At 53.1% G+C, this 12808-nt stretch carries 13 protein-coding genes, 1 pseudogene and 1 riboswitch; of the genes and pseudogenes, 3 read left to right on the top strand and 11 right to left on the bottom strand.

All coding sequences use genetic code 11. The features are described 5' to 3' along the window. Window positions 1-74: 74 nt before the first annotated feature. On the bottom strand, window positions 75-1289 hold the full coding sequence (locus AC3Y2E_RS21590) for a DegT/DnrJ/EryC1/StrS family aminotransferase (RefSeq protein ID WP_379213993.1): 1215 nt from the start codon (window positions 1287-1289) through the stop codon (window positions 75-77). Between the two features lie 306 nt (window positions 1290-1595). Then, a complete protein-coding gene (locus AC3Y2E_RS21585; protein ID WP_332073752.1) occupies window positions 1596-1877 on the bottom strand; it encodes an alpha/beta-type small acid-soluble spore protein in 282 nt (93 codons plus the stop codon). A 171-nt stretch (window positions 1878-2048) separates the two neighbouring features. Here AC3Y2E_RS21585 and AC3Y2E_RS21580 point away from each other — a divergent pair, with 171 nt between their 5' ends. From AC3Y2E_RS21580 to AC3Y2E_RS21570, 3 genes are all read left to right on the top strand, one after another. After that, window positions 2049-2480 (top strand): CBS domain-containing protein, encoded by a 432-nt coding sequence (locus AC3Y2E_RS21580; RefSeq protein WP_379213991.1) that lies wholly within the window; start codon window positions 2049-2051, stop codon window positions 2478-2480. Window positions 2481-2754: 274 nt separating this feature from the next. Continuing rightward, window positions 2755-3351, top strand: a complete 597-nt coding sequence (locus tag AC3Y2E_RS21575; protein ID WP_379213989.1) for a TetR/AcrR family transcriptional regulator — start codon at window positions 2755-2757, stop codon at window positions 3349-3351. Then, window positions 3348-3707 (top strand): DoxX family protein, encoded by a 360-nt coding sequence (locus AC3Y2E_RS21570; protein ID WP_379213987.1) that lies wholly within the window; start codon window positions 3348-3350, stop codon window positions 3705-3707. The genes AC3Y2E_RS21575 and AC3Y2E_RS21570 overlap by 4 nt, the downstream gene beginning before the upstream one ends. Window positions 3708-3768: 61 nt before the next feature. Here the strand turns inward: AC3Y2E_RS21570 and AC3Y2E_RS21565 are convergent, their stop codons facing one another. From AC3Y2E_RS21565 to AC3Y2E_RS21525, 9 genes and pseudogenes are all read right to left on the bottom strand, one after another. Then, a complete protein-coding gene (locus AC3Y2E_RS21565) occupies window positions 3769-4371 on the bottom strand; it encodes a YdcF family protein (RefSeq protein WP_379213985.1) in 603 nt (200 codons plus the stop codon). A 29-nt stretch (window positions 4372-4400) separates the two neighbouring features. Continuing rightward, window positions 4401-4922 carry a hypothetical protein gene (locus AC3Y2E_RS21560; RefSeq protein WP_379213983.1) on the bottom strand — a complete coding sequence of 174 codons (522 nt, stop codon included), beginning with the start codon at window positions 4920-4922 and terminating at the stop codon, window positions 4401-4403. A 56-nt stretch (window positions 4923-4978) separates the two neighbouring features. Further along, window positions 4979-5830 (bottom strand): alpha/beta fold hydrolase, encoded by an 852-nt coding sequence (locus AC3Y2E_RS21555; RefSeq protein ID WP_379213981.1) that lies wholly within the window; start codon window positions 5828-5830, stop codon window positions 4979-4981. Further along, window positions 5824-7047 carry a histidine phosphatase family protein gene (locus AC3Y2E_RS21550; RefSeq protein WP_379213978.1) on the bottom strand — a complete coding sequence of 408 codons (1224 nt, stop codon included), beginning with the start codon at window positions 7045-7047 and terminating at the stop codon, window positions 5824-5826. The genes AC3Y2E_RS21555 and AC3Y2E_RS21550 overlap by 7 nt, the downstream gene beginning before the upstream one ends. A gap of 128 nt (window positions 7048-7175) precedes the next feature. After that, window positions 7176-8144 (bottom strand): class 1b ribonucleoside-diphosphate reductase subunit beta, encoded by a 969-nt coding sequence (nrdF, locus tag AC3Y2E_RS21545; protein ID WP_379213976.1) that lies wholly within the window; start codon window positions 8142-8144, stop codon window positions 7176-7178. A 37-nt stretch (window positions 8145-8181) separates the two neighbouring features. After that, a pseudogene (nrdE, locus tag AC3Y2E_RS21540) lies at window positions 8182-10265 on the bottom strand (class 1b ribonucleoside-diphosphate reductase subunit alpha). After that, entirely contained in the window at window positions 10252-10611 is a 360-nt protein-coding gene (gene nrdI, locus AC3Y2E_RS21535; protein ID WP_379213974.1) for a class Ib ribonucleoside-diphosphate reductase assembly flavoprotein NrdI, read from the bottom strand. The pseudogene nrdE and the gene nrdI overlap by 14 nt, the downstream one beginning before the upstream one ends. A 207-nt stretch (window positions 10612-10818) precedes the next feature. Then, window positions 10819-11017, bottom strand: a riboswitch (cobalamin riboswitch). A 290-nt stretch (window positions 11018-11307) separates the two neighbouring features. Beyond that, the gene (locus AC3Y2E_RS21530) at window positions 11308-11805 is read right to left on the bottom strand and encodes a cysteine dioxygenase (RefSeq protein ID WP_379213972.1); all 498 of its coding nucleotides are present in this window, start codon (window positions 11803-11805) and stop codon (window positions 11308-11310) included. Window positions 11806-11980: 175 nt separating this feature from the next. Beyond that, the gene (locus AC3Y2E_RS21525) at window positions 11981-12769 is read right to left on the bottom strand and encodes an SDR family oxidoreductase (RefSeq protein ID WP_379213970.1); all 789 of its coding nucleotides are present in this window, start codon (window positions 12767-12769) and stop codon (window positions 11981-11983) included. Window positions 12770-12808: the final 39 nt, after the last annotated feature.

The following is a 12808-nucleotide window of genomic DNA, read 5'->3' as shown; positions in this document are numbered from 1 at the left end:
GTACTAGATTTCGGCCTACAAACACCAGTCCCATTTACTCGGCGCATCCGCTTTCGGCAATCTTCCCGGCAGGATTAAAACGAACGGACCACTTTTTCAATCGCAGCCGCTACTTCATGCATCGCTTTCTCGTCCGACAGCAGCACGTTTTGACCCAGCCACAGCGCTTCCTTGGCGCAGAGGCGTTCGCAGACCGGGCAGTCGTATTCGCGTTTTTGTCCGGTCCACATCTCCGTCATCTCCAAAATGGAAATATTGCGGTTCAGCGGAATGTAGCCGGCGGCGAGCGGAATGCCTTCTGCGTTGACCCGCCTGATAAACTCGTTTTTGTCCGCCTGCTCGGCGAACGCCGAATCCAGCTTGAACATATAGAGATGATAGGCGTGCCGGGTAATTCGGGCATCCTGCTTGAGCAGCCGCAAACCCGGAATTTGCGAGAGCAGGCCGTTTAACAGCGAAGCATTTTTCTCGCGCGTACGCATCTGCTCCTCGAGACGGGTCATTTGGGCCAGCACCACAGCCGCTTGAAACTCGGTCATCCGGTAATTTTGCCCAAACCGGTCGTGTTGATACCAGCCTCCGTTCGGCACGCGTCCGACGTTGCAGATCGACCACGCGTTTTCCCACAGCTCCGCGCTGTTGGTTGTAAGAATTCCGCCTTCGCCGGCGTTTAAGTTTTTACTCGACTGCAGGCTGAACGTCCCGGCATCGCCGATCGCGCCGACGCCTTGCCCTTCCCACGTCGCGCCTACCGCTTGAGCGGCGTCTTCGATCAATGCAAGGCCATGCTTGGTTGCGATCTCCTTCAGCCGGGTCATATTAGCCGGAGCGCCGGCGATATGAACGGCGATAATCGCTTTCGTCTTCGGCGTAATTAACGGCTCGATCCGTTCCGGGTCGATGAGCAGCGTATCCTCCTCGATATCCGCGAACACCGGGATGATCCCATACGCAAGCGCAGCCGATGCGGTAGCAATGAACGTATACGGCGGGACGATCACTTCGTCTCCCGGCTTAAGGCCGGCCGCTTGCAGCGCTACCGTAATCGCTACGGTACCGTTTACGACGCTGACGGCGTATCGGGAGCCTTGCAGCTCGGCAAATTTGCGCTCCATCTCGGGCAGCTTCGGCGAGTAATTCGGCTTGCCCGCGCCGCCGGCTCCTCCCCATTTGCCGGACTCCAGCACTTCCTTCAGCAGCTGCAGCTCCAAATCTCCATAAATCGGCCACGAAGCGAACGGTTCCTTCCGAACCCGCTCGCCTCCATCGATAGCAAGCTTATTATTCATATCCAATCCCCTTTCCATTGCGGTGTCGATCCTCTGCAACACCAGTGTAAGAGGTTTCGGGAACGGACGTATGCCATTTCAAAGAGCCTGCTGGACATTTTTTGATTCCTCTGCACGGAAAATGAAGGCATGACGGTCCTGTCATCGCAAAGGCGCAAAAACAAATTCCTGCTCAGCTGCAGAAATTTTCCTCTGCACGGGCCGGAAACGAGCGCGTAGGCTGGAATGTTACCTTCCGGAGCGTCAATCATTTCCTGCACAACAACAAAAACCCGCCGGTTGGCGGGGAACGTTATATTGATGCGGCTATTGCTTCTTCAATTGCTCCCGCGCCATCTTGATCATCTCGCGAACCATCGCGCCGCCGATTTGTCCGCCGATCTTGCCGGCATCCTCGGTCGTTAATTGTCCGTTGTCTCCGGACGTAAGCGGAATTCCTAACGTTCGGGCTACCTCAAATTTCACATGATCCGGCTGCTCCGGGCTGACCGCATACCCTTCCTTCTTCATTACCGCTACTTTGAATGCGTCCAGGCTCTTCCCGGCCTCGGGCACGATCGGCGTCCGTCTGGATCTTCTTCGGGCCATACTGATCACCTCAGGTAGTAGGTTGTCCAGCCGACTTCCCGGTTATTCGAAAGCCGAACCTTGGGATTTGGTCGATCGTCTTATATAATAGAACATGGAAGACTATTAATCCGCCATTATTGCACGCTGTTTTTCGTGCATACATCGGCATTTCAAATGAGGGATATCCGAATGAATATTGCATTTTTTCTCGTGCCGAAGCTCGAAGTCATTTGTTTGACCGCCCAATCTACACTCCGGCAGGCGCTGGAGCGAATGGAGTATCACAGGTATACTGCGGTGCCGGTTTTGTCCGAGGAAGGCCGTTATATAGGGACGATTACAGAAGGGGACCTGCTCTGGTTTCTTAAGAACACCGAGGGTGTCACGTTCGATAACGCGCACCGCCACCTGATCTCGTCCATTCCGATGCGGATGCATAACCAGCCGGTGTATATCGGGGCTAACATGGAAGATTTGATATCGAAGGCAAAAGCGCAAAACTTCGTACCGGTGATTGACGACCGGGAGCACTTTATCGGAATTGTCCGCCGGAGCGATATTATCGAATACTGCGCGCAGCAATTGTTTACTGCCGCTGCAAGCTCGAAACGAACCGTATAACCTATAAAAACTTAGGGCTGCGCCGGCGTTCTGCCGTTCACGCGGCCCTTCGTCGTTCATAAACCCGCCTCCCCGCTTGATCTGCATAAAAAACGGTTCCAGCTCCTGCTTTCCTTCTTCCCTACGTTTCTTTCCGGATTAAACGGCACTTCCTTGCCTATTGTCTTGACAGGGACTGCCGCTTTTTGGTAAATTACTCTTTAGTAACATTACTTAAAAGTAACTTTCTTAAAAAACGATCAATACGAGCATTGAGAAGGGAGCGAATGACTACATGCCGCGAGAAAAAGGCCAAAAAGGGAAAGAAAGCCGGAGCCGGCTGCTAAATGCGGCTGCGGAGGAATTTGCGGTGAACGGATTTCATGAGACCAAGGTGAGTTCGATCGTAGCCGCCGCCGGGATGACTCAGCCGGCTTTTTACCTCTATTTCCAAAGCAAAGAGGCCGTATTCGAACAATTGGTCGGCGAGTTCCGTTCCGGCGTTCGGCAGCTCCTTACAGATATCCGGATGGAATCCGGCCTCGAAAAGCGGGAAATCCCGGAGCGGGCCGTTGCGGCTGTTGAAGCGGTTTTTCGCTACATGGGGGAAAACGCTTCGCTTACCCGGATCGGACTTATACTAGCCCCCGAAGCCGAGTCGATCAAGCGCGAGTTCATAACCTGGTTGGCGGAGAATTTACTTGTGGAGCAGCAAGCCGGTTATTTTCGTTCGGATCTGGAGATGGATTTTGTCGCGGAATGTCTGTACGGCATGATTGAACGGCTCGCTTTTACTCAATTGATACCGGGTATTCAAACTCCGCAGACGCTGGCCCGGCAAATGGCGTGTTTTATCCTGCCCGGCATGGCGGTAAAGGAGGACGTGCGATGAATATGATCGCGGCGGGAATACAGATTGTTCTGGGAATCTACGTGTTGCTCGGCGGGGTTATCAAACTGCTGCGGGTACCGTTTCAAGTCGGACATTGGCAGTTGTACCAATACCCGATATGGACGATGACAGTGGTAGGAATAGCGGAAATCCTTATAGCCGCCGGGCTAATTGGAGGTTTGGGAGACCACCGGTTGTCCGTCATGGCGGGCGCTGTGCTCGTCCTGATTATGTTCGGCGCAATTTATACGCATTTACTCAAAGCGAGACAACCCGCCGTTACGATTGTACCGGCATCCCTCTGTTTGATTCTTTCACTGATCGTAATTTCCCGCAACTGGCATTGGATGTCTTGATGGATCAAGCCGCCGCTTGCGGCATACGCTGATGAAAAATTTCAGCTTCCCTAGGTTTCTTCTAAAAGTCCAGCTCGTAATCCGTTATTATTCCTTGCTTCGCATACCCGATCAATGCTTTCGCCTCCTGTAAGACACGCTTGGTTCCTTCCTCATTCGTCCACCAGTTGTCTACCCGGGTGGTCAAATCGTTTGCAGGGCAAAAGGAATACTCGATAAAAGCAGGCATATGGGTTTTCAGCGTCAACCAGCATCTTCGCATATGATAATGCGTTGTTACGACCAAAATCCGCTTCAGTTGAACCAGTCCGATCTGTTGATCCAGCAGCTTCATCGACAACGTAACGTTTTCCGTCGTATTGTCGGCGTTTGTCTCCAAATATATATGTTCGGCCGGTACGCCGAGTTCGATCGCCCGGTCGGCCATCTGCCGGGCTTCCGGGATGTCCAGCTTGCCGCCGGTCATCAACAGCTTGCCCGTCCGTTTGGACTGATAGAGCTGAACGGCTACGGGAACGCGATAGCGGGCCGCTTTTTTGCTCCCGAACACAAGAGCGAGGTCCCCGTTCGCTCCGTCGTCCGCCATCCCTTCGAACAAGATCCGATGGATGAGCGCCCGGTTGTTTGCATTCACCTGTTCGAGCTGCACCTCGGATAGTTTCATTTGCCGGAATCGCTCCTTTCTTGATCCGTTTAATGCCGCTGTCCGCCTATATTCCGGAACAGCTGCTCCCACTCGTCCTTTAATTGTTCTTCATTCAAAAACTGCAGTCCTTCGACGCCAAAACTCCCGTCCGATTTCTTATACAGGTAGAAGCCCGTCCAATGCTCGGTCTCTTGTCCATTATGCGATATCGTGACGAATGCATTTGTCAAAACGGCCGTGTCATCGACACTCGACTTCAAATCCCGGTACGATACGATAAAGGTGCCGTTTTCTTTCCACCTTTTGATTTTAGCCGCCCATGCCGATCGTTCCGTTGCATATTCACTGCCAGATGTCGGTTGTACCGCTTTTCGGTCATAGACGGCGTCGAAAGCTTTTTCGTATTGGCCTGCAACCATCTGCTTCATAAACGACTTGGAGCTGCTAGTTCTCTGAAACGTTTCGATCGGCTTCGTATGGAACCATATAACGGCCAGCAAATAAACGATCAATAAGAAAAGCAGCCCCCATAGTACTCGGTCGATGATTTTCCGGACTTTCGGATCCAAACGTCTCAGCTCCTATCGTCACCCTTTGCAGGTATATAGCCCCGCTTGTCTTATTCTCAGCCTGTATAACATTTGGCGTAAAATCGATCGATGGCTTCGACAAATGCAGCCGGCTCCTCAATGTGAGGGCTGTGGTTGCTCTCTTCAAACAGTTGCAGCTCTGCCTCGGGAACGAGCGCGCTTATCTCCTGCGAGCATTCGAGCGGACATTGGGCGTCATATTTGCCGCAGAGTACGAATGTTGGCGTCCGAATCCGCCCGAGTTGGCCGGTCAGATCGTAATCGGGCAGCTGCTTGTTATAATAGTTCAGCCTTGCTTGCACCGTTCTCCCGCTGCTTGGTTTTGCAAAATAGGCATCCCACCGCTCCGGATGGCGCAGCGACATTTCGGTCCACTCTTTTGCCGCAGCGCGAATCTCTTCCGGTGAGGAGGAAGTTCGAAGGATCCGAAACAGCTCCAACAGCCTCGGATTGCGGGGATTGTCTTTACAGTATATACTGTCCTTCATCCGCATGTAACGGTGAGAAGCCGCCGCTCCCGCTACAATCAACGAATTCAACGACCCGCCTTCTTGGATGCCGTATACGAGCCCCAGCATACCTCCGGTGGAATGACCGGCAAACGACCAGGTGCCTAACCGAAGCTGCTTGCGGATTGCCTCCAGGTCGCGGACCGACTCGGTCATGCTGTATTCCGACTCGTCGTTCACATCGTCGGAACGGCCGGCGCCCTTTAAATTCACTAAATAAACCCGGTAGCGCCCTGCAAAAAGATCCGCGAAAAAGTTTCCTTTGTTTGTAAATGCCGAATAGAAATGAGTGACACACAAAGGTTTCCCCTGCCCGGCGGAAAATAATTCAAACGTTCCCCGCTCCGTTTGCACCATCATCGGTTCCCACTTCAACATTCTGGCTTCAGCTCCTCCCGACTTGGCCTGCAAAGGGGGCTTATTGCAGCTTTAGCAACCTTCAGGAAGTAGTCTTTCGTCTCCACATGGGACAACCGGTTCTCCACATCCGATAAGTTTATCATCGCTATATCGTCTATTTCGCCATCGATGGACATCCAATCGTAACCATTCCCGAAATATTCTACAAGAAACATCTTTGTTTCTTGGCGCACGTAACCTATTTTAGCGCGAATTTCTTCCCCGAACGTAATCGTTAGAGGCTCAGGAAGCCGCTGAATAATCCTAAAGCAGTCCAATCCGGTTTCCTCACGCAGCTCCCTTATTATCGCCTGCTCCGGATTCGAATCGGTATCCTCGATTCCACCTTTGGGAAAATCCCATACCCCATCCATTTTCCCGTAGCTGCTTGCTACTTTATGGACGAGCATCACTTGATTCCCTTGAAAAACAATCGCGCCGACCGCTCTACGGACTGCCCTGTAATGAGACGTATCCCCTACCAGTTCGATAGTTGCATCACCTCGATCCGAATCCAGGATTACCTTGTTAAGGGCAGTCGGGTGGAGCATGGGAGGCTGCCACAGCTTCTCCAGCGGATTGTCTCGAAAGTAGGCCATAATCAGCTTTAATGTGACGGCATGCGTCACGATCAATAGAGTCCCACCCCGATGGGCAGCTATAAGTTCTGTCAGCGCTGGAATAACCCTTTCAGACAATTGAATAAACGATTCTCCGCCGTTTACAGGCACATAAGTATGCGGCTTGTTCCAAAACGCAAAATGCCGGTCGGAATCCGTATGCTCCACATCGACGCGTTTCCGTCCTTCCCAAGTTCCTAAATGGATTTCTCTCATCGAATCCATCGGGATAAGGGGAATATCGCGGGTACCTTTTATTAGGTCCGACGTATCCAAAGCTCTTTTGCTCGAGCTGCTATAAATCGCATCGAACCGTACATCTTTCAGCTTCGCTCCCAGCCATCTGGCCTGCTGCTTTCCTAACGGTGTAAGCTCAGAATCCCGATGTCCCTGCAGCCTTCCTTCAACATTCCATTCCGTTTCTCCATGGCGGGTTAAATAGACGGTTGTTTTCATCGTATCTGTTGCAGAGCCTCCTAATAACACTCTCTTGGTAACATTATACATCAGAAAAAGGAACCCTCTACCCTTAAACGACTGAATCGGAACAATCGTTTCCATTATTTCACGATACATCAGCACTACCCTCAAAGCCCTCAAGCACGACCGCTCAAACAAAAAGGCTGCCCGGCATCAAAATCGATGCAGACAGCCCTTGTATGGCAACATAAAGTAATATTACGGATCCCCCGGCGACTCCCGGATTAGAACTTAAAATCGTCGTCCGTCAGCGGCTCGACGTGAATGGTGCGCACATAACCGTTGCCCTTCTTGGAGAAGAAATCATGCTGCTTCGTACGCGTACTGATCCCGTTAAAGACGATCGGATTCACTTCCTCCTCGGGGAAGGCCGGCTCCTGTCCCAAGTTCATCAGCGCTTTGTTCGCGTTGTACCGGACAAACTTCTTCACTTCCTCAGTTAGTCCGACCGCATCGTACAGCTGCTCCGTATACAGCTCCTCGTTGCGGTGCAAGTAGTGAAGCAGCCCTTGGAACGTCTCCAGCGCGTCCTTCTGTTCGTCTTCATCCAGCTCTGCGAACACCTCTTGAGCCAGTACGCCTACGTACAACCCGTGAATGCTCTCGTCGCGCAAAATCAGGTCGATCACTTCGCCGCTGCTCGTCATTTTGCCTTGTCCGGCCAAATACAACGGGTAGAAAAATCCGCTGTAGAACAAGTAGCTCTCGAGCAGCACCGAAGCCGCCATCGCCAAGTACAAATCTTTGCGCGTCTCGATCGAGCGGTAATATTGCGAGATCGTCTCCGCTTTCGTTTGCAGGAAGCGATTGTTCTCCACCCAGCGGAACACCCCGTCGATCTCTTCGGTCGTCGCCAGCGTCGTGAAGATGCTGCTGTATGACTTGGCGTGGATCTGCTCCATCATGCCCATAAATCCGAGCACCGCTTTGCGCTGCAGGCCGTCCACATGCTCCATAATCTTCGGCATGCCGACTCCGCCCTGCACCGTATCGAGCAGCGTCAGTCCGCCAAGCACCTTCATATACAGCTCGCGTTCGTCTTCATTCAGCGTAATCCACGACATTTTGTCGTCGGAAAGCGGAATTTCCTCGTCCGTCCAAAACTGCATAATGTTCTGATTCCAAAAGGTATTGGTAAAATCGTCGTCCGGACGGTTCCAGTTGACGGCTTTATGCGTCTTTGCCTCTTTCATGAGTCCATGATCTCCTTCCGTCCATCCACACCGTTCCTTACACGGAGCAACTGACGCATTCTTCGACGGACAAACGGTTCGTCCGGGTGTAGTACAGCGACTTCAGCCCTTTTTTGGCGGCATATATATAGTAACGGGCAAGCTGTCTCGTCGTCACGTCGCTGTTTACATGCAGAACCGTGGAGATGCCCTGGTCGACATGAGTCTGAATTTCGGCGATCAGATCGATGACCTTAAACTGGTCCATGTTGTAAGCCGATTTGTAGTAGAAGAAATTGTCCCGGTTCAAATACGGCATCGGATAATACGTAGTCGAGTTGGCATACGTGCGCGTCTCGATCGGCTCGACGATCGGCATAACGCTCGATGTCGCGTTTTGGATATACGAGATGCTTTGCGTCGGCGCAATCGCCAGACGGTAGGCGTGGTACAAACCGTTCTTCCTTACGTCTTCCTTCAGCTTGTGCCAATCTTGAGGCGACGGAAGGGCGATCCCTTCGAACAGCTGCTTGATCTTATCCGATACGGGACGGAAGTCGTTCTCCACATAACGGTCGAAGTAAGTGCCTTTCGCATATTCGGACCGTTCAAAGCCCTCGAACACGATTCCTTTCTCGCGGGCGATATCCATGCTTTTCTCGATGGAATAAAAGTTCATCGCCATGAAGAACGTCCGGGCAAATTCAATCGCCTCGACGCTGTCGTACGCAATGCTGTTCTTGGCCAGGAAACCGTGCAGATTCATCGCTCCGAGCCCGACCGAATGCAGCTCGCGGTTCGCCTTCGCGACGCCAGGCGCATTCGAAATAAAAGTCATATCGCTAACCGCGGTGAGTGCGATCATCCCTTCATGCACCGACTCGCGGATCTTTTTCCGTTCCATCACATTGGCGATATTGAGAGACGCCAGGTTGCAGCTGATGTCGCGGCGGATGATATCGGCTTGACCGTAGTCGCCGATCTCCGACGTTTCCTGCAATTGGAATATTTCCGTGCACAGGTTCGACATTTTGATCGATCCGATATCTTTAAGCGCGTGAGCGCGGTTGGCGTTGCTGCGGTTCATCATGTAGGGATATCCCGATTCGAGCTGGATCGTGGCTATTTTGACGAGCATGTCTCTGGCTCCCATAACCGCTTTTTTACGAATGCGGCCGTCGGCCATCAGCACGTCGTACATATCGTCCATATCCATATCGTCCAAATGGGTGCCGTAAGCCCGGTATACCGAGTATGGCGCGAATACGTGAAGCGGCTCATTTTGCTCGGCCAGCTTATAAAATTTATTCGGCACGATCAAGCCGATCGATAACGTCTTCAGGCGGGATTTCTCGTCCGCGTTAATTTTTTTGCTGTCCAGAAATTCGATGACGTCCCAGCCGAAAATGTTGTAGTACCCGCTCCGGAGCCTTTGCGCTGCCCCATCTGGTCGGCATAGGAGAACGCGTCCTCCATCAGCTTGAGCACCGGCATGATGCCTTTGGCGGCGCCTTCGACGCCCTTGATCGGCTCGCCGCGGCCGCGCAGCTTCGACAAGTTGACGGCTACGCCGCCGCCGATCTTGGACAGCTGCATGCACGTACCAATGCCGTAATTGATCGAATTCAGCGAATCGTCGAGCTCGAGCAGGAAGCACGATACCATCTCGCCGCGCCTGCTCTTGCCTGCGTTCAGGAAGGTAGGCGTAGCCGGCTGCAGCCTGCGCTCCATCATCGATTCGGTCAGTGAGCGGGCCGCATCCATATCGCCGCGCGCCAGATGGAGCGCAACGATCGCCACGCGGTCCGGGAAATGCTCCATATATAGGGAACGGTCGTCGCTTTTCAAAGCGTAATCCGTGTAAAACTTCGATGCCGCCATGTAGGACGGGAATTCGAACCGGTATTGATGCGCGATGTTATAGATCTCTTCAACCTGCTCCATCGTGTATGTATCCAGTACATTTTCGTAAAAGTCGTTGTCGATCATATGACGGATCTTCTCAGCCGTCGAAGCAAAACGAACGCTTTTGCGGCCGACTTCCTCCATAAACGCCTCGACCGCTTCCCGGTCTTTATCCAGGCTGAAAAAGCCGTCCTGATCGCGCTGCATCAGCATGTTGTTCAACTCAATATGCCGCAACTGCGTTCACCTCCCTTACGAACTTCTCTACATCTTGCGACGTTCCGGCCAGTTCGAACTTGGCCAGCACCGGCACCCCGTACAAGTCGGAGATCCGGTCCGCGCTCCGCGCGAAGCCTTCTCCCCAATTGCGGTTGCCGCTCGCGCATACGCCGATCATCCTGGCCGAGTTCCGTTTCAGGAAGCTCAGCGTTTTCTCCGGAGCCTGCCCGAATCCGGTTGTATAGGTAACGAGTACGAACGGCTCGTCGACAGTCATTTCTTCGTCAATCTTGACTGCCGGCAAGTTCAGCTTGTTGACGAACCGTTTCACATTTCCCGTTCTGGAGTCGTAAGCGATCAACATCTGGATTCTCCTCTCTATGTACCCTAGACCCGTGAGCGTCTCTTCGGATGGGAAGATCCGCTTGCCGAAGGCAGCGGCTCCCGCACCGATTCCGTTAAAAAAGACGCATCTGCGGCAGCCAAGTGCCGGATGCGCCTTTTGCGCGCATGCTAAAGAACGCCTGCAAGCACAAGGACGATGCGGACACTTTCCTATCCACCGTAGGTAACGTGTCTAAGATATCGGGCAGGTCTCCTGACTCGGGGATCATCACTTCGAGTCCGCCTTCCCGGCACTAGATGTGCCAGTGGCCAAGGACTGAAGCTACTCCCTTACAGTGGCGGGACCGTGCCGGCTTCTCACCGGACTTCCCTATTAAGCTATCGCGCCCAGTTGGGCGATCAGCACCCGAACGAACAATATGTAGTTCATGGAATTTAATTTATATCAAGATATTGTGTTTGTCAATCGGTTCAGCCGCCTATTTAAGTATGAAAATATGAAAACGGAGAGAGGAAAAACGCCAATCTCGCATGGGGATTGAGATTCCCGACTTCAAAAAATTTTCGTCACATCTCCTCGTTTGCCCTGCCTCGCACTTTTGCAAAAAACTAGTGAAAATGGATCTTCTCAGGACAAATTAATCAAGAATGGGAAAGGCAGGAGCCGCTTCCGCGACATCTGCGGAAAAGCTCCTGCCTGTAATAATTAACGCCATTAAATAACATAATCCAGGACGTATTCCTCAGCGGCGCGATACGTTTTCGTCCCCGACAGCGGCGGAGCATACACATGTAAGGATACGGTTCGTCCGGACGCCGGATTGGCCATCTGATGGATTTGACCGAACGGAGCATCCATCAGTTGACCTTCGCGCAGAATCGCCTCGGAGGACGCGTAGACTGCCTCTCCCCGCCCCTCTTTTCGGTAGATCGTATTCCGCAGCGTACCTTCGATCACCAACGCGCAGCCGGCGGAACAGCCGTGATCGTGTATGCGCGTTTCGGTGCGGGTCGGAATATGGATCACGATCACTTCCGCCTCTTCCGTCCGGCCTATGACATGACGGCCGTAGGGGAGCTGGGCCGGTTCCGTCACATAGGGGGCGAGCTCCTCCTTCGTACACGCCAGGGACGACAGCATTTCCCGCAAGTCGCGGACAGTCGGCTGCCGCAGAACGGCCAGCGCCTTTTCCACTCGCTGCAAAACCTTCATGGGGATAACGACCTCCTGTATGTCGATCACAATCGTATACCCCATCTATATGCGGCGCACCCGCTTCGGGCAAGTTGTCATAAGCGTCTTCTCCTCTAAAAAAGCTGTTCCACGCAAAAAAATCCGCAAATCGTGCGGATTTCTGCTTGAACTGTATTCAAGACGCCTTTCGCGATCACAACGCGCGAATCATACCGCCGTCGACAAGCACGGCTTGACCGGTCACATACGTATTGGCGAACGATCCCAAAAATACGATCGCTTTCGCAAATTCTTCCGGCGTTCCGTAACGGCCCAGCGGAATTTGGCCCATCAGCAACGCGCGAACCTGTTCCTCGGACGTCCCTTTTTTCTGTGCGGCCAGACGGTCCAGCTCCACGATCCGGTCCGTCTCGATCCGTCCGGGGCCTACCGTATTGACGAGAATCGAATCCGGACCGAGCTCGGCCGACAAACTTTTCGTCAAGGCGTACACGCCTGCGCGAAAGACGTTGGACAAGATCAGATCCGGGATCGGCTGCTTGACGGACACCGAAGTCAGGTTGACGATCCGTCCGCTCCCTTGCCGTCTCATATGCGGCAGCGCTTCGCGGATCAGCCTGACGACGCTCATCAGGTTTTGCTGGAATGCCGCTTCCCACGCTTCGTCCGCGAACTGGTCGAAGCCGCCTCCCGGAGGCCCGCCTGCGTTCGTCACGAGCACATCCAGCCGCCCCGTCCAATCGATAGCAGCCTGAACCGTCTTCGCTATATCTTCCTTCCGGTTAACGTCGGCAGTTACCGTCAGCACTACACGGCCAGTCTCCCGTTCAATCTCTTCCTTGGCTTGCCGCAAATGGTCGGAGCTGCGGCTCGAGATGACGACGTTCGCCCCTTCCCGGGCGAATTCAAGCGCGCTCGCTTTGCCAAGTCCTTTGCTGCCCGCCGTAACGAGCGCCGTTTTTCCATCCAGCAGCATATTCATCTTGATCTGGTCGCTTCCTTTCCGATGTCTGTTTTTGGA

The sequence above is a fragment of the Paenibacillus sp. MAH-35 genome (genome assembly GCF_058135425.1).
The sequence above is the reverse complement of the archived record's forward strand: the minus strand, read 5'-3'. Positions and strand labels throughout refer to the sequence as shown.

Excerpts from the sequence above, each read along its gene's own strand:
- AC3Y2E_RS21590 (WP_379213993.1), bottom strand. The coding sequence starts at position 1,289 with ATGAATAATAAGCTTGCTATCGATGGAGGCGAGCGGGTTCGGAAGGAA.
- AC3Y2E_RS21585 (WP_332073752.1), bottom strand. The coding sequence starts at position 1,877 with ATGGCCCGAAGAAGATCCAGACGGACGCCGATCGTGCCCGAGGCCGGG.
- AC3Y2E_RS21580 (WP_379213991.1), top strand. The coding sequence starts at position 2,049 with ATGAATATTGCATTTTTTCTCGTGCCGAAGCTCGAAGTCATTTGTTTG.
- AC3Y2E_RS21575 (WP_379213989.1), top strand. The coding sequence starts at position 2,755 with ATGCCGCGAGAAAAAGGCCAAAAAGGGAAAGAAAGCCGGAGCCGGCTG.
- AC3Y2E_RS21570 (WP_379213987.1), top strand. The coding sequence starts at position 3,348 with ATGAATATGATCGCGGCGGGAATACAGATTGTTCTGGGAATCTACGTG.
- AC3Y2E_RS21565 (WP_379213985.1), bottom strand. The coding sequence starts at position 4,371 with ATGAAACTATCCGAGGTGCAGCTCGAACAGGTGAATGCAAACAACCGG.
- AC3Y2E_RS21555 (WP_379213981.1), bottom strand. The coding sequence starts at position 5,830 with ATGTTGAAGTGGGAACCGATGATGGTGCAAACGGAGCGGGGAACGTTT.
- AC3Y2E_RS21550 (WP_379213978.1), bottom strand. The coding sequence starts at position 7,047 with ATGTATCGTGAAATAATGGAAACGATTGTTCCGATTCAGTCGTTTAAG.
- nrdF (WP_379213976.1), bottom strand. The coding sequence starts at position 8,144 with ATGAAAGAGGCAAAGACGCATAAAGCCGTCAACTGGAACCGTCCGGAC.
- nrdI (WP_379213974.1), bottom strand. The coding sequence starts at position 10,611 with ATGTTGATCGCTTACGACTCCAGAACGGGAAATGTGAAACGGTTCGTC.
- AC3Y2E_RS21530 (WP_379213972.1), bottom strand. The coding sequence starts at position 11,805 with ATGAAGGTTTTGCAGCGAGTGGAAAAGGCGCTGGCCGTTCTGCGGCAG.
- AC3Y2E_RS21525 (WP_379213970.1), bottom strand. The coding sequence starts at position 12,769 with ATGAATATGCTGCTGGATGGAAAAACGGCGCTCGTTACGGCGGGCAGC.